This window comes from Nostoc sp., from assembly GCF_036917515.1.
Taxonomy (GTDB): domain Bacteria; phylum Cyanobacteriota; class Cyanobacteriia; order Cyanobacteriales; family Nostocaceae; genus Nostoc.
Map to the genome: position 1 here is coordinate 11,351 of NZ_JBALDE010000143.1, position 17,010 is coordinate 28,360.

Genomic DNA, 17,010 nt, shown 5'->3' on the forward strand with positions numbered 1-17,010 from the left:
ACCGCTGCCAATTTACGAGGGTTCAACGCCCATATTATTCTTGCTCCCCTGCTCTCTCATCCCCAATTCCTACTCACTCAGACAACCGCCAAATCTTAATAGTGTTATCTTCACTACCGCTAACAAGGGTTTTGCCATTAGGAGTGAAGGTAACAGATGTGACGGTGTTGGTGTGCCCCGCTAATGTGAGAATTTCTTCTCCTGTAGCTGTATTCCACAGTTTGATAGTGCGATCGCGGCTACCACTAGCAACAATTTTACTATCGGCACTGAATGCTACGGATGTGACAGTGTTAGTATGTCCCACTAGTGTGCGAAGTTCTCTTCCCGTAGCTAAATTCCAAAGTTTGATGGTGCGATCGCGGCCAGCACTAGCTAAAGTTTTACCATTTGGGCTAATGGCTACAGTTGTCACTGTTTGAGAATTTCCTTCTAGTGTGCGGATTGGGTATCCCTTTGCTAAATTCCAGATTTTGATAGTCTTGTCAAAACTGCCACTGGCCAGAATCACACCATCGGGACTGATAGCCACTGACCGCACCCAGAATGTATGCCCTGCTAGTGTCCGAATTAGCTCTCCTGTTGCCAAATCCCAGATTTTAATGGTGTTGTCATCACTACCAGTAACTAGAGTCTCGCTATCAGCACTGATGGCTAGGGCATGAACTGAGTCAGAATGCCCCATAAGAGTGCGAATTTGTTTTCCCGTTGCCAGATTCCAGATTTTAATGGTATTGTCATCACTGGCACTAACCAGAAGTTTGCCATCTGGACTAATTACTACGACATTCACCTGCTGAAAATGCCCGTTGAGGGAAGAGATCAGTTTTCCGGTTGCGAGATTCCAAAGTTTGATTGTGCGTAGGTGTAGCCTGGTGTAGCCATCGCTGCCACTGCTGGCTATAGTTTTGCCATCGGGGCTAACGGCGACAGATAAAACTGAGTTTTCGTGTCCTTGGAGGGTGTTAGCTAAGGAAACCTTACCCAAGCTAATCTGACTCAAAATCGCCTCATTTTTACCAGGACTATTGTGTTGAATCAACCTAGAAACCAAACTGGTTTGCATACGGCGAAAGTTTTTATACCAAGATTCGCTGAATCCAAACAACAGAATGAAAGCACTGACTAAGATTAAAATTCTCAGTATAGGATAACTTTTTGGTAGAGATGGTGCTTTAGTTGGTGGTAATTTCCCAGATGACTTACCCGCAGGTGGCAGGGCGAGGAGTTGTTTTGGAGTCAAGTCTCTAAGGACTTCTTCGGCTGACTGGTAACGTTCATGGATATCTTTTTTCAAAAGCTTGTCAATGACAAAATCCAACTCAGGATTTAGCGGACTCCGCAAATATTCCCGCCAATTACTTACCCAGGTGTACCCAGATTCCATCCACAATTGAAATGGGGAATTTCCCGTTAGCAGATGAAAGCAGGTAGCTCCCACACCGAATAAATCGCTGGCAGGAAAAGCTTTCCCATCTCTAATTTGTTCTAGGGGAGAATAACCATGTGAACCAATGGATGTGCCAGATTTCTGTTGAACTTTGGCGGTAAATTGCTTTGAGGAGCCAAAATCAATCAGACTTAATCGTCCATCATTTTTATTGCGAATAATATTTTCTGGCTTGATGTCTCGATGAATAATTTTGCGATCGTGGATAAATTTTAGGATGGGCAGTAAATCTAGCAAAATAGATTGAATGTCTCTAGCGTTATAAGCCTTGCGCTGTTGCAACTCCTTTAATAAATTTTCCCCATTGATAAACTGTTGCACCAAATATAGGCAGCCGTCTTGCTCAAAGTAAGCTATCAAAGTTGGAATTTGGGGATGTTCTCCAAGGTCTTGTAGTCGCTGCGCTTCTTCTGCAAACAACTCCATCGCCTTTTTTTGCGACCAAGTTCCTTGGAATTTTGGAGCTAACTGCTTGATAACACAGCGTTCATTGAGTTTATCTACGTCTTCTGACAGATAGGTTCTGCCAAATCCCCCCTCATCTGAAAGGACTCGGATGACACGGAAGCGATTTCTTAAAAGTGACACCAGCGGGGTGCTACAACTTTGGCAAAACTTCTTTCCATTGGGATTCAGGGGATTTGAGCAATCGGGATTTAAGCAGCAGATCATGATCTGACAGGCGCGACTGCATGACAACTTAGGCTAAGTTTGCCCCGAACTTTCCCTTAAGATAATTGACTCTCGCTTACTTGTGGTAGATAAACCCTGTTGTGGGGATTGGGGAATTACTTATATAGTTAGCTTTTGTAAATAGTAGTCAGTCTTCCTCATCTGTGGAAAACTACGAGAGCCATAAGATTAATTATTCTATCGATTATATAATAATCTGAATAAAAATATTTTTTGGAACTTTTAAACCTAGTAATTTTGCTTGTATCTTGGCAAGCAATAACTGACTAAGTATTGAAGATAAATCCTGATTAATTAATGATTACTGACTATCAAATATAGTTAAAATGCTTACTAAATTTGTTTTGGGTATTTTAAATTGCCTATAATTAATTATTCATTTGATACTTTAACTAAAAAACTGCAATTTACAGTAGATTTAAAGTTGGTGAGGTACACAATGATTCGTCTGTTACTCAGGGATAAAGCGTGTTTTACTCCTGTTAGCGCAGCGGGGCGTTGCCCATTCTGAATTTTACTATATGTGCTATCTTGTTTCCTTGAATCTTGCTCTCCATTTCCGAATGGCACTAGCAGTTCTGGCTACAGGTGGCATGTATACATCATAATTTTCGTGTTGTGTAATTTCATATTGTGTAATTTTATGTTGTGTAATTTCGTGTTGTGTAATACTTTTATTATTTAATTTTTGGGTAGTTAGACAGTTAGCCAAAGTAGGTGAATAACTTTCAATACTTAAAGCTTTTATCACTTCATCGGCAGTTTTAAATCGCTCTTCTAAGGTGATTTTCACCATTTTTCCTAAAATTTGGGCGAAACTGTTGCTGATATTTACCTGTTTTTGCCAAGATATTTCACCAGTTTTTGGATTGTAGTCCAATTCTAAAGGACTTTTAGCAGTCAACATATAAATACAAGTTATACCTAATGCATAAATATCACTGGCATAAACTGGACGTAGAGAAAACTGTTCTGGTGGTGCAAATCCCTTAGTCCCGATAAAGTTGGTATTTGCCACCGGATTGATTGAGTTTTCACAAGAATCAACTAATTTCTCTTTCACCGCACCAAAATCAATCAGCACTATGCGCCCATCATATTCACACCGCAATAAATTTTGGGGTTTGATATCCCGATGAATCACATGATGTTTATGAAGATACTGTAATACAGGTAATAATTCCTGTAAGAACTGCTTAACTGAGACTTCACTTTTGGGCCCAGTTTGCCGCACTTCTCGCGCCAAAGTCAAACCCGGCACATATTCTTGAATTAAAAAGAACTCCCCATTCGCCTGAAAATAGTCTAATAGCATGGGAATTTGCGAATGACTACCAAGTTGTCCTAAAGTTCTTGCTTCTTTTTCAAAGCGCATACATGCCTTTTGCCAACTTTGAGGAGTAGTTACTTTTGGACAAAGTTGTTTAATGACACACAGAGGATTCCCAGGTAATACGGCATTTTTGGCTAAAAATGTCACACCAAAACCACCTTTACCCAAAATTTGCAGTATTTCATAGCGATCGCGAAATAGCCGTTTAGAACCACACATCTGAATCAACTGAGTTTGTTGTAAAATACTTTCTTGAGAATTCGTTGTTTTTTGAGAAAAACGATTCAGATTCATTAGTATAAAATATCTACTCTTAAATGAATGTCTCTAATTCTATGACAATTCTTTATTGACAACAGTAAGATTACTGAATCTTTGCCAAATCCTCATTACTCTTCAAAAAGTAAAAATAAATTTTTGTAGAACTAGCTCTTTCACGGATGTGTTACGAGCTAATTTGTAATTTAGTAGAGGTGAAAGTCTGTTGCGTGGGTACTTGTACTCATTTTGTATGAAGATGCACATAATAAAACCCCTCTGGTTTCGCAAAAGGGGGACGGCGTAGCCGGGGGGTAAAAATATGTAGTTTCACGCTTAGTACATTTATAAGGATGTAAGGACTTGCATCCTGATGATAGGATGTTTTTTAACTATAAGTACCTAAGCTGGTGGAGTTTGTGAAGAGAAAATATCTGTAAGATCCTTCTCAACCAGCAAATCTGGTGTTTGCATAATAAATGGCAGTTCGGCTCCCACAAGACCTCTTTGGATGCGTTCTAAAGTCTCACTAAAAATGATAAACAGAGGATATATAGTATTAGCTCCCTCACTCAAAATATGACTGTGACGGAAAGGCATCAACCACTCATAATCATTGTCTAGATAAACTTGGGTTTGTCGCCAACGTCCTAACAAATCAGAAAAGTCTTCGTGAGCGCGATGAATAAAGACTAAAATTTCTACTCCAGTTTTGATTTTCCACTCTGGATCGCACATCAAAATTGCCACATCACAGGGTAAGCAAATTATTTGTGGGGCTGTTGTAGAAGTATTGCGAAGCCGGACAATTGGCAAAGGTATAGTGATGATACTTTCATCTGGACGGCGCAGACTGGGAATCATCTCCAAATATGGCCGATATTGCTTTAGTAAGGCGATCGCAGCTAGATGATTGCTGTACTCTGCCAAACTCGCTTCGTACTGAGATTTTTGCATAGTCATAGTTTATTAAATAGTTAGGAGTTAAAAATCAAATTAATCAGTTAGAAGTTAAAAGTTAGAAATAAAAAATTTTAATTCTTAACTCATAACTTATAACTCTTAACTATTAATCCTTTATCCCAGCTTTTCAAATACTGCAAACATAGGCAGATACATTGCTAGCAAAATTGTTCCAACCATTCCCCCTAGAACTACAATCATTACTGGTTCCAAAATACTAGTCATTGCTTTTACTGCTTGCTCAACTTCATCTTCATAGAAATCGGCAACTTTCATCAACATTCCATCTAATTCTCCAGTTTCTTCTCCGATGCTAATCATCTGAATTGCCATAGCCGGAAAAACTGCATCTTTTTGTAAAGCAATGCTAATCATTCCTCCTTGTTGAATCTCCATGCGGGCTGCATCTATGGCATTAGCAATCACTTGGTTTCCTGATGTATCTCGGACAATTTCTAAGCAAGTTAAAATTGGTACACCTGAACGAGTCAAAGAACCAAAAGTCCGGCTAAAGCGGGCAACTGAAGATTTTTGAATTAAGTCACCGAACAATGGCATCTTCAGGGAAAAACGATCGATTGTGATGCGACCAACAGGAGTTTTACCGTATTGTGTAAAGGCAAATTTCAGTCCTATAAGAGCAACGAGAAGGACCAAAGCACCCGGACTTCTCAAAAACTTACTAGCATCCATCAAGAATTGCGTTAGAGGTGGTAAAGAGATTCCAATTTCTGTAAAAATCTTGGCGAAAATTGGAATAAGAAAAATAGTCATGCCTAAAAAAATAGCAACTGCGATAAAACCTACAACTGTTGGATAAGACAGTGCTGATTTAATTTGGTTTTGTAAACGGGCAACATCTTCTAACAACTTGGCTAAACGATTCAATACTTCGTCTAGAACACCACCAACTTCGCCAGCTTGAATCATACTCACATATAATCCATCAAAACAGTCGGGATGCTTCCGCATTGCCTCTGAAAGATTCATTCCGCTTTGAACATCGGTACTAATTTCCACAAGGGCTTGTTTCAATTTAGTATTACTACACTGTTCAGAAAGCACGCCCAGACTTCTAACGATCGCAACTCCCGCATTCATCAAAACGGCAAATTGACGCGAAAAAACGGCTTTGTCTTTCACAGAAACCTTAACTAAGGATTTCTGAAAGTTTTTGAAGGCAACATCTGGCTGAAATCCTAGAGATTGCTTGAGTTCTTGAATTACAAAACCTTGCTCTCTAAGATTAGTACGAGCTTGTACCAAGGATTCAGCAACAATTTTTTCTGTTCGGGATTTTCCTTGGGAATCGCGAACACGAGCAACGAAGTTTGGCATAAATAAATTCAAAATTCAAAATTTAAAATACTTAAGGGGATGAAATATTCTTCATCTCCCCTATCCCCAATTCTTTTAATGTGCTTTGGCAGCCACACCGGGTTTAGCACCTGCAGCAGCTTGCGGTGTAGAATTACCAATGAGACGTTGAATTTCATCTGGCTTAGAAGTCTTAGACATTGCCGCCTCAAAGGAAATCGTTCCGGCTTTGTAAAAATCGGCTAAAACCTTTTCCAGAGTTTGCATTCCCAATTTGCCGCCAGTTTGAATTGCTGAGTAAATTTGAGATGTTTTACCTTCTCGAATCAAGTTGGAAATAGCAGGAGTAACAATCAGAATTTCTTGAGCCATTACCCGACCATATTCACCGGGTTTAGGGTTTTTCTTGGATACCAAGGTTTGACTAAATACCCCCACCAATGAGTTAGACAATTGCACCCGCACTTGGGTTTGTCTTTCATGGGGGAAAACGTCTATAATCCGGTCAACAGTTTGAGCGGCGGAACTGGTGTGTAGCGTACCAAATACCAAGTGTCCTGTTTCGGCCGCAGAAATCGCCAAAGAAATCGTTTCCAAATCGCGCATTTCCCCTACCAGAATGATATCTGGATCTTCCCGTAGGGCTGCTTTCAAAGCATTAGCAAAACTTTTAGTATCTTCTCCTAGTTGCCGCTGGTGAACCAAGCTTTTAATTGGTTCATAGACAAATTCAATTGGGTCTTCCACCGTTAAAATATGCTCTGCCTTGGTGCGGTTAATCAAGTCGATCATTGCCGCTAGGGTAGTTGTCTTCCCCGAACCTGTAGGACCTGTCACCAGAATAAGTCCTCTGGGCTTATCGCACATTTCCCGCACGATATCTGGCAGACCCAATTTTTCAAAGTTAGGAATCTTAGAACTTAATGCTCGTAAGCAAGCAGCATAAGCACCACGCTCTTTATAGACATTAACCCGAAAACGAGCCAAACCTTTGACACCATAAGAACAATCCAACTCCCAGGTCTGCTCTAAGGTTTTACGCTGGGTATTGTTGAGCATACTAAAAATCAGCCTTTGACATTGATCGGCTGTCAATACATACTCACCTATAGGGGTAAGTTTGCCACTGATGCGGAAGTAGGGAGGCAAACCTGCCGATAAATGCATATCCGAGCCACCCATTTCAATCAACTGCTCCATCAAATCTTCAATCATCATTTCCATAGTTCTGCTTCCTTTTAATGTTTTTTATTTGTCATTTGTTTAAAGTTACTAAGCATCAACTAATGACCAATGCCTAATGCCCAATGCCCAATAACTATTCTTAAAACCGAGGTGTCATACAGTAAGGACAATCCAACCATTCTTGTTTCAATGTGGCATCGCAACTCCGACAGGTAAGACCTGTCTTGCGTTTAGCTTTTAACTCTGCTTCCAAGCCAGTATCAGTAAACGTCACTCGTTCTACTTCTTCTAGAGTGGTGGAACCTTCACGCACTAAGTCCAAACTGTAAGCTAGCAAGGTTTTCATGCCCTCTTCTATTGCCACTTCCTTGATGCGTTCGGTGGGTGCATCTTCGTTGATCAGAGTTTGTAGGTTTTCAGTGACTCGCATGACTTCATAAACACCACAACGCCCTTTGTAACCGACCCCATTACATTTTGAGCAAAGCTGATTTTTGGCTTTGGCTTCGGCGATCGCATCTAATGTCAAGGTGTTAGCTTTGTAGAAGGTGACTCCGACATCTGAGGAAGCTGATAGACCATAACGAGCTAGTTCCTCAGTTGTGGGAGTGTAGGGAACACGACATTCAGAACATACACGCCGCACTAGACGTTGAGCTAAAACGCCAATTAGGGAACTAGAAACCATGAAAGGCTCAATCCCCATTTCTCCCAAACGAGCGATCGCGCCTGGGGCATCATTGGTATGTAAAGTAGTTAATACTAAGTGACCGGTCAAGGCAGCCTCAATTGCTGTTTTTGCCGTTTCCTTATCCCGCGTTTCACCCACCAGTAGCACATCTGGATCTTGCCGCAAGAAAGCCCGCAGAGCGGTAGCAAAATCTAGCCCTTTTTCCCGAATCACCTGTACTTGAGTAATCCCTGGAAGGCTGTATTCAATTGGGTCTTCTACAGTACTGATATTAATTCCGGGATCGTTCTTTTCTGAGAGTGCAGAATACAGCGAAGTTGTTTTTCCAGAACCAGTTGGCCCAGTCACCAAAATTAACCCAAAGGGACGGCTGACCATATCCTTGACAATATCCAAAGTCTCTGGATCAGTAATTAACTTATCTAATCCCAGTTGGGTGGAGGAGTTATCCAAAATCCGCAGCACCACCTTTTCCCCGTAGCGACTGGGCAAGGTATTCACCCGAAAGTCCACCTTACGTCCCTCAAACAGCCTACGGATACGTCCATCTTGGGGTAGACGGCGTTCAGCAATGTCTAGATTGGAGATGATTTTAAATCGGGCTGTCACCGCCGGGATAATTTTTTTTGGCATTAGAGGGAAAGCTTCACGCAGTACGCCATCTTTCCGAAAGCGGATGCGTAAGCTTTCTTCTTGGGGTTCGATATGAATGTCAGAAACGCCCTCATGCAAGGCTTTAGCCAGGATTCTGTTGACTAGGTTGATAACTGGGGCATCCTCTGCACCCTTCATCGCTGCCCCTAGATCAGCCTCCATTTCTTCAGGAGCATCCTCAATATTGAGATTTCCGAGATTTTCTAAATCCTGACTAATATCTGTGGCGTTTTCTCGTTCTAAGTGTTTTTGCCGAACAGCCATTTCATCCAGGTATTGGTTAATTAGCTGTTGGTAGTCTTCCTGTGTAATCACCATGCGCTGTAACGCCAAGCCTTGGGGGCGCAAGATGCGGTTCAGGTCATCAGAAGCTTCTAGATTATCTGGAGCAACCATCGCCACTAAAACTGAGGGCGGGGTTTGGTCTTCGTGTTTTGACAGTGGTACTAAGCGATGGCGACGGCAGATATCCACTGGGATGAGGGTTTCAATCAGGTTCCCCATCATCGTGTTGCCAACGGAATTGACTTCTGGATCGAGGAATTCAACTCCGTATAGTATTTTCAGTTCAAATAATTGCTGTTTTTTGTATTGCCTGAGCAACTCAGGTGATAGTTGTTGACCAGTGATTGACTCCAATACTTCTGTTAAGGGTCTGCCAGATTTGCGGCTTTCAATTAGTGCCTGCCTCATCTGTTCGGTATTGACATAGCCAGATTGCACTAGCTTGTTGCCAAAGGGCGAAAACTCTGTTCTGGTAGTTAGAGCGGTACTGCGCCGTTGTGCTGACGAGTAAGTCATAAATGAGCAATTGAGTAGGGAAAACCTCTGCTTAAAGTATTCCCCTAGTGTGAGATAGAATTCTCATTTCCCAAAAAAGTCCTGAGTCACGTCGCTTTGCTCCGAATTCAAAATTAAAGATATTTTCAAATTAAGATGAGGGGCGAGTCACCTTCAGCGTTACTATTGCAAATTACTCGTTCGGCTTCCCGCCTTAGTGGCGTCTGGGCTAACGTGTTCACCATTTGTCACAATAAGAGGACGGTTACATCACTTCCAGGAACTTGTCGGCAATAAAATCAGCCTCAGTTGCAAGTCGTGGATGACGACGGTTGCAAGCTGTAGAGATACACTGCCATAAATAGGATCTGGAATGAGTAGACAATGATCGATGAAAATAAACAGATAAACAATACAAGCCAGCAATTGGGTGAACCAACAGAGGTAAAGCAAGCAATGAAGAGTGACTACCCAGCCCACATTAATTTCAATGAATCTGGTAGCGAGGTGACAGAGCAAGTGGCAGCCCAAACAAATATATCAGGGGATACTGCTGTTAATTCAGAAAATAGCGTTGCAGCAACTGAGAAAACTGAAGTAGAAAGGGCAGCTTTGGCAGAACTAACTCAACAAATTGACTCTCTCAAAACGCAACTAGAAGAGCGTAGTACTCAATATATGCGGATTGCCGCTGATTTTGAGAATTACCGTAAACGCTCTAGCAAAGAAAAAGAAGACCTAGAGTTGCAGGTGAAGCGGAATACGATTTTGGAATTGCTGCCAATAGTTGATAATTTTGAGCGGGCGCGATCGCACCTCAAACCGCAGTCTGATGGCGAAATGACCATGCACAAAAGTTACCAAGGCGTTTACAAACAATTAGTAGATAGCCTGAAGCGCTTGGGTGTATCACCAATGCGTCCCGAAGGTCAAGAATTCGATCCCAACCTGCACGAAGCAGTAATGCGGGAACCTACGGATGAACATCCTGAAGGAACAGTGTTAGAAGAGTTAGTGCGCGGATATTACTTGGGCGATCGCGTGTTACGCCATGCAATGGTCAAAGTAGCTGCTCCCAAGGAAGATACACCTTTTGCACCAGAAGATCAGTCGAGTTCAGCCAGCAGTTAAGCTGTAGTCGCTCGCCTCGCTGACCTCAAGTGCCTGGGTTATAGCAAGGATGAGCATCGCGTACCTCAAACTTGGACAAGGCTTTGGATAACTCTGTTGTGTTTCAACTTCTTTCTTGCTACCAGCAATAGGGGTTCCACAGACGTTATCCGTTAGCCTTTGTTTTTAATAAAAAAGTTAGTCCGCGACATATTACAGCAGAAAGATTCAGTAAAAATACTGGCAAATATGGGAAAAGTTATTGGGATCGACTTAGGCACTACTAACAGTTGCGTCGCAGTTTTGGAGGGTGGCCAACCACTTGTGATCTCCAATTCTGAAGGTGGACGAACTACTCCAAGTATTGTGGGATTTGGGAAAAGTGGCGATCGCTTGGTTGGTCAATTGGCAAAGCGCCAAGCCGTAACCAATGCTGAGAACACAATTTACAGTATTAAACGATTTATCGGGCGGCGTTGGGAAGATACTGAAGTAGAACGCGATCGCGTCCCCTACAACTGCATCAAAGGTCGAGATGAGACCGTTGATGTCCAAATTCGCTCAAAAAACTACACGCCCCAAGAATTATCCGCGATGGTCCTGCAAAAGCTGAAGCAGGATGCGGAAAACTTTTTGGGTGAGGAGGTCACTCAAGCAGTGATCACCGTACCAGCATATTTCACAGATGCCCAAAGACAAGCAACTAAAGATGCTGGCACGATTGCAGGACTAGAAGTTCTGCGAATCATCAATGAACCAACAGCTGCGGCTTTAGCTTTCGGATTGGAAAAGCAAGACCAAGAACAGTTAATTTTAGTATTCGACTTGGGAGGGGGTACGTTTGACGTATCGATCCTGCAACTTGGGGATGGCGTTTTTGAAGTTAAGGCGACTTGTGGTAATAACCACTTGGGTGGCGACGACTTTGATAATGCGATCGTCCTTTGGATGATGGAACGCTTCCAGCAACAAGAGAAAATCGACCTTTCCCAAGACAAGATGGCATTGCAACGCCTGCGAGAAGCAGCCGAAAAGGCAAAAATTGAACTTTCTAGTATGGTGAATACCTCCATCAACTTGCCCTTTATCACAGCTGATGACATCGGACCAAAGCATCTGGAGATGGAACTCAGTCGCTCGAAATTTGAAGAACTCGCTGCCAAATTAATTGAAGCGACCATTGAACCAATGATTCAAGCGCTCAAAGATGCGGATCTCAAACCACAATCCATAGATCGGATTATTTTGGTAGGTGGTTCTACGCGTATTCCCGCAGTCCAAAACGCGCTAATTAAGTTTTTCAACGGCAAAGCTCCTGATCGCTCTGTCAACCCTGACGAAGCCGTAGCATTAGGAGCAGCTATTCAAGCAGGTGTGTTGGGTGGCGAAGTCGATAATCTCTTACTACTGGATGTCACTCCTCTATCCTTGGGAATTGAAACTTTGGGTGAAGTGTTCACTAAAATCATTGAACGCAACACCACAATTCCTACGAGTCGATCACAAGTTTTTTCCACCGCAGTTGATGGGCAAACCTCAGTGGAAATTCACATCCTCCAAGGTGAACGGGCGATGTCACGAGACAATAAGAGTCTTGGCAAGTTTCTACTTGCAGGAATTCCTCCATCTCCCCGTGGTGTACCGCAAATTGAAGTATCCTTTGAAATCGATGTCAACGGTATTCTGAAAGTTTCTGCCCAAGATAAAGGTACAGGTCGAGAACAGAGTATCAAGATTACCAATACAGGTGGTTTGAGTAGCAACGAAGTCGAACGGATGCGTCAAGAGGCAGAACTATTTGCCGAAGATGATAGAAGACGTAAAGAACTGGTTGAACTCAAAAACCAAGCAGATAATTTGTTGTTCAGTTATGAATCCACCATTAAGGATAATAGCAACTTTATCGGCGACCAGATGAAAACCTTGGCCAGTGAAAAAGTTGCACAACTCCAAGCTGCAATGATTGACTCCAGCATTTCCACAGTGGAATTTAAGCAGCGCTTAGACGACTTCCAACAAACCTTGTTTGCAATTGGTGCTGATGTCTACAATCGAGCTAACAGCCAAACTGGTGAGATTGAGGAGGGTTCATCTGGTCACTTTACTCCAGAAGTAGACTCACCAATGAATGGCACGCTAATACCACAATTCAACTTTGATTTTGACGAAGAAAGTACTGCTCAGGCTGATTATGAGGCGATAGATTAGGGGTTAGGCATGGGGGATGAAGAAGAAACAAGGTAGACAAGGAAGAGGGGGGAGACTTGGGAGAGATTTGTTCAATAATTTTCCTTTGTCCCCCTTGTCCCTTTGTCCCCTGCTTCCCCACTCCCAATCCCCTAAGTTGCAAATTTTTATTAAGATATTTTAATATATTTAAATATTTAGATTTAGCGAAGTTTCACAAGACCCCAGCGGTTTGCTAAATTGTAGAAGCAAATTACTTTGGGCTAGGCAATGTGCAAATTCAAAGCCAATCCAAAGCATAAGGGTGGTTTTCCACACCTAATGGTGCGGCTAGCTCCTCTGGTTGATGGGCGAGTTTTCCTCTCCTACGTAGCACAATTGTAAAAGAGACAGCCGACTCGGCAGTGAGAAGTCTGAGCAAAGGCTTACAACCAGCTCCTAACTTCTATAGCTTTTGTCGTCTCCCACGAGGAAAGCACCTGTTGCTCAAGATTTGTCGGTGATTTTTGTAAAAGGTAAAGGGTAAAATCAGTTATTAACAAAAATTAATTTTATCTTCTGCCTGCCCTCCGGCAAGCCGCCCTCTAAAGGATAATGTCTTGCTCTTGCATATCTGTAGGCAAAACACTTAATCCATAGGGTAGCAAGTGACCGTGAATGACGTTCTACTGACTTCTGCTTTCTTCCTTCTAACTTTTACCTTTGTTATATGGCCCGCGACTATTATGAAATCCTGGGTGTCTCTCGTGACACTGACAAAGAAGAAATCAAACAAGCCTATCGCCGTCTAGCCCGGAAGTATCACCCAGATGTGAACAAAGAACCAGGGGCGGAGGATCGCTTTAAAGAAATTAACCGCGCTTATGAGGTGCTCTCAGAACCCGAAACCCGCGCTCGTTACGATCGCTTTGGCCCAGAGGGTGTATCGGGGGCTGGCGCGGGCTTTCAAGATGTCGGCGATATGGGTGGTTTTGCCGATATCTTTGAAAGCATTTTTAGTGGCTTTGCTGGCGGTATGGGTAATCCCACGCAACAAAGACGGCGCAGTGGGCCTGCCAGGGGTGATGACCTGCGGCTAGACCTGAAGTTAGACTTTCGGGAAGCGATATTTGGCGGCGAAAAAGAAATTCGCATTTCCCATCTAGAAAATTGTGAAGTTTGTAGCGGTTCTGGTGCTAAACCTGGAACTCGCCCTCGGACTTGTTCGACTTGTAGCGGATCGGGTCAAGTACGCCGTGTCACCAGAACACCCTTTGGCAGTTTCACCCAAGTCTCAACTTGTCCCACCTGTAATGGCACAGGGATGGTAATTGAAGATAAATGTGATGCCTGTGATGGTAAGGGCGCAAATCAAGTCACCAAGAAACTTAAAATTACTATTCCAGCGGGGGTGGATAATGGCACACGTTTGCGGATTTCTAGTGAAGGCGATGCTGGTCAACGTAATGGCCCTGCTGGGGATTTGTACGTTTACTTGTTCGTGAATGAAGACGAGGAATTCCAACGGGATGGGATTAATATTCTTTCGGAAATCAAAGTTAGCTACCTGCAAGCGATTTTAGGTTGTCGGTTAGAGGTAGATACGGTAGATGGACCAGTAGAACTAATCATTCCAGCTGGAACTCAGCCGAATACGGTGATGAAGTTGGAAAATCGTGGTGTACCCCGCTTGGGTAATCCTGTAAGTCGTGGAGATCACATGCTGAACGTATTAATTGATATTCCCAATAAAGTCACCCCAGAGGAGAGGGAACTGTTGGAGAAGCTGGCTAAAATTAAGGGGGATCGCACTGGTAAAGGCGGTTTAGAAGGATTCTTGGGAAATTTATTTAAGTGATGAAGCCCTCTTCTGTTTCAACTCCCGATGCTCAACTTGATTTACGCGGCACCCCTTGCCCAATTAATTTCGTGCGGACAAAACTACGTCTAGAGAAAATGCCATTAGGAGGTTTGCTAGAAGTCTGGTTAGACCCAGGTGAGCCGATTGAGCAGGTTCCTGATAGTCTGACAATGGCAGGCTATCAGGTGGAACAAATTACAGACTGCACTAGTTATTTTTCTTTATTAGTGCGCCGTCCAGTTGCTAGCCAATGACAGAGGAAATTTTTGCCGCAACTGGACAATTATTAGGTACGGTGGTGGCTGTACAGGCTAATTTTTACCGAGTACAGCTAGATCAAGAAGATGTGGAGCAGAGGAGCAAGGGAGCAGAGGAGAAACTGAATTTAAATTCCCTGCCCCTCTGCCCCTCTGCTGCCTTGCCTCCTTTCCTGCTTTGTACTCGCCGAACACGCCTGAAAAAAATTGGACAACAAGTGATGGTAGGCGATCGCGTTGTGGTAGAACCAGATTGGGCTGGGGGACGGGGTGCGATCGCTGAGGTTTTACCCCGCCAAAGCGAATTAGATCGTCCGGCGATCGCCAATGTTAACCAAATTTTATTAGTATTTGCCGTAACTGATCCACCTTTGGAACCTTATCAGTTGAGTCGGTTTCTAATTAAAGCTGAGTCTACTGGCTTAGATGTGCTTTTATGTTTGAATAAAAGTGATTTAATTTTACTGCCGGAACAACAACAAGTTAACGATCGCCTATTTGGCTGGGGTTATCAACCGATATTTATCAGTGTCAAAGATGGTGTAAATACCAACCAGGCAGCTAGATATTTGAGCAATAAAATTACTGTAATTGCTGGGCCTTCCGGGGTTGGCAAATCCAGTCTGATTAATACGCTAATTGACTCTCTTGAACTGCGAGTCGGAGAAGTTTCTGGAAAACTCGCTCGTGGTCGTCATACCACTCGCCATATAGAATTATTTGAGTTACCTAGTGGTGGTTTACTGGCTGATACTCCCGGTTTTAATCAGCCGGACATGGATTGTATCCCAGAAGAATTAATCCATTATTTTCCAGAAGCAAGAAAGCGGTTAGCAGTTGCTAGCTGTCGGTTTAGTAATTGTCTGCATCGAGACGAGCCTGAGTGTGTGGTGCGGGGAGACTGGGAACGATATGAACATTATTTAGAATTTTTGGACGCGGCGATCGCTCATCAAACACAGCTAAACCAACAAGCCGATCCAGAATCTACCTTGAAGTTAAAAAGCAAAAGCAAAGGCAAAGGACACAGTCAATACGAACCCAAGTTAGAAAGTAAAAAATATCGCCGGATTTCTCGGAAGACTCAGTTACAGGACTTGCAAGAGTTATATCGGGATGAGGAATAAAAAGTGCGATATCTATAACAGGAGCGCCTACACACTCATAATGCAAAGGTTGGTCACGATAGCATAGATACAAACAGAAAAAGTATTTTGTATGTCTCAGCCTATTGCCACCACCCCTAGTTTACAAGCTGTCACTGAGAGTATAATTTTTCCACCAGGTGATATCTATAGTGATGAACTCCCCTTGGAATCTGATTTACACCGCGAACAAATTGATTTACTCATTCGCCTGATTAAATGGTGGTGGCGCGATCGTGAAGATTTTTATGCTACCGGCAACCTGACAATCTATTTCAGTCCTAACCAGAAAAAGTCAGAAGAATTTCGAGGCCCTGATTTCTTTGTGGTTTTAGATACAGAGAAAAAAGACCGTAAAAGCTGGGTTGTGTGGCAAGAAGACGGCAAATATCCCAATGTGATTATTGAGCTATTATCTAATTCCACTGCTTCAGTTGATAAAGGTTTGAAAAAGCAAATTTATCAGAATACATTTCGTACTCCAGATTACTTTTGGTTTGACCCAAATAACCTAGAATTACAGGGATTTCATTTAGTTGATGGGCAATATCAAGACCTTGTACCCACTGAGTTGGGTTGGTTGTGGAGTCAGCAGTTAGAACTGTATTTGGCAGTATATTTGGGCAAATTACGCTTCTTTACACCAGATGGATTGGTGATGTTGCCAGAGGAAGAATCAAACCAACAATTAGAGCAAACAAATCAACAGTTAGAGCAAGCAAACCAACAATTAGAGCAAGCAAACCAACAATTAGAGCAAGCAAACCAACAGTTAGAACAAGAACGTCAACGGGCTGCAATATTGGCAGAACGCTTGCGAAATGCAGGTATTAATCCTAACCAAATATTCTGAAAAATAGAATTTTATCTCTAAACTAAGCATGGAAAAATAGTGCTATGAACCAAACAATATCTGATAAAGTTTGTTGGATAACCTCAAACTAAGAATTAGGAAGCTACCCAATTAAATACTGATTGCAACCTTGCTGGCTGATAACGAAATAACATCACCATTGTTACTAGGTTTCGGTGTTCGAGTTCAGCGTTCTTTTGTATATAGCGGTTCTCAGTTGGGTGCAATATAGTAACAGCAGTGGGTGAACCATCCAATAATGTCTTTTTTAGTTACCGCATTCAGAGCATTTGT

The 17,010-nt window shown here is 42.7% G+C and carries 13 protein-coding genes; 6 read left to right on the forward strand and 7 right to left on the reverse strand.

Annotated elements, in window-relative coordinates:
* Positions 1-73 precede the first annotated feature (73 nt).
* The 6 genes from V7K89_RS18670 to V7K89_RS18695 form a co-directional block, all read right to left on the reverse strand.
* The gene (locus V7K89_RS18670; RefSeq protein ID WP_335189646.1) at positions 74-2,122 is read right to left on the reverse strand and encodes a serine/threonine-protein kinase; all 2,049 of its coding nucleotides are present in this window, start codon (positions 2,120-2,122) and stop codon (positions 74-76) included.
* Positions 2,123-2,669: 547 nt separating this feature from the next.
* Positions 2,670-3,764: a serine/threonine-protein kinase gene (locus tag V7K89_RS18675; protein WP_335189671.1), complete on the reverse strand. Its 1,095-nt coding sequence runs from the start codon at positions 3,762-3,764 to the stop codon at positions 2,670-2,672.
* A gap of 372 nt (positions 3,765-4,136) precedes the next feature.
* Positions 4,137-4,697 carry a hypothetical protein gene (locus tag V7K89_RS18680; protein WP_335189648.1) on the reverse strand — a complete coding sequence of 187 codons (561 nt, stop codon included), beginning with the start codon at positions 4,695-4,697 and terminating at the stop codon, positions 4,137-4,139.
* Positions 4,698-4,811: 114 nt separating this feature from the next.
* Positions 4,812-6,035 (reverse strand): type II secretion system F family protein, encoded by a 1,224-nt coding sequence (locus V7K89_RS18685; protein WP_335189650.1) that lies wholly within the window; start codon positions 6,033-6,035, stop codon positions 4,812-4,814.
* Positions 6,036-6,110: 75 nt separating this feature from the next.
* Positions 6,111-7,238 carry a type IV pilus twitching motility protein PilT gene (locus V7K89_RS18690; RefSeq protein ID WP_335189653.1) on the reverse strand — a complete coding sequence of 376 codons (1,128 nt, stop codon included), beginning with the start codon at positions 7,236-7,238 and terminating at the stop codon, positions 6,111-6,113.
* Between the two features lie 100 nt (positions 7,239-7,338).
* Entirely contained in the window at positions 7,339-9,345 is a 2,007-nt protein-coding gene (locus V7K89_RS18695) for a GspE/PulE family protein (protein WP_335189655.1), read from the reverse strand.
* Positions 9,346-9,708: 363 nt separating this feature from the next.
* Between V7K89_RS18695 and grpE the strand changes: the two genes are divergently transcribed.
* Together grpE and dnaK are read left to right on the forward strand one after the other, a co-directional pair.
* A complete protein-coding gene (gene grpE / locus V7K89_RS18700) occupies positions 9,709-10,455 on the forward strand; it encodes a nucleotide exchange factor GrpE (RefSeq protein ID WP_335189657.1) in 747 nt (248 codons plus the stop codon).
* A gap of 228 nt (positions 10,456-10,683) precedes the next feature.
* The gene (gene dnaK / locus V7K89_RS18705; RefSeq protein WP_335189659.1) at positions 10,684-12,642 is read left to right on the forward strand and encodes a molecular chaperone DnaK; all 1,959 of its coding nucleotides are present in this window, start codon (positions 10,684-10,686) and stop codon (positions 12,640-12,642) included.
* A 259-nt stretch (positions 12,643-12,901) separates the two neighbouring features.
* Here dnaK and V7K89_RS18710 read toward each other — a convergent pair whose 3' ends face one another.
* Complete coding sequence (locus V7K89_RS18710) at positions 12,902-13,042, reverse strand: hypothetical protein (RefSeq protein WP_335189661.1); 141 nt, start codon at positions 13,040-13,042, stop codon at positions 12,902-12,904.
* Positions 13,043-13,330: 288 nt separating this feature from the next.
* Between V7K89_RS18710 and dnaJ the strand changes: the two genes are divergently transcribed.
* From dnaJ to V7K89_RS18730, 4 genes are all read left to right on the forward strand, one after another.
* Positions 13,331-14,458, forward strand: coding sequence for a molecular chaperone DnaJ (gene dnaJ, locus V7K89_RS18715; protein ID WP_335189663.1), 1,128 nt, complete (start codon positions 13,331-13,333; stop codon positions 14,456-14,458).
* Positions 14,458-14,715, forward strand: a complete 258-nt coding sequence (locus V7K89_RS18720) for a sulfurtransferase TusA family protein (RefSeq protein ID WP_179067213.1) — start codon at positions 14,458-14,460, stop codon at positions 14,713-14,715. The genes dnaJ and V7K89_RS18720 overlap by 1 nt, the downstream gene beginning before the upstream one ends.
* Positions 14,712-15,845, forward strand: a complete 1,134-nt coding sequence (rsgA, locus tag V7K89_RS18725; protein ID WP_335189665.1) for a small ribosomal subunit biogenesis GTPase RsgA — start codon at positions 14,712-14,714, stop codon at positions 15,843-15,845. The genes V7K89_RS18720 and rsgA overlap by 4 nt, the downstream gene beginning before the upstream one ends.
* A gap of 91 nt (positions 15,846-15,936) precedes the next feature.
* Positions 15,937-16,716: a Uma2 family endonuclease gene (locus V7K89_RS18730; RefSeq protein WP_335189667.1), complete on the forward strand. Its 780-nt coding sequence runs from the start codon at positions 15,937-15,939 to the stop codon at positions 16,714-16,716.
* Positions 16,717-17,010 lie beyond the last annotated feature (294 nt).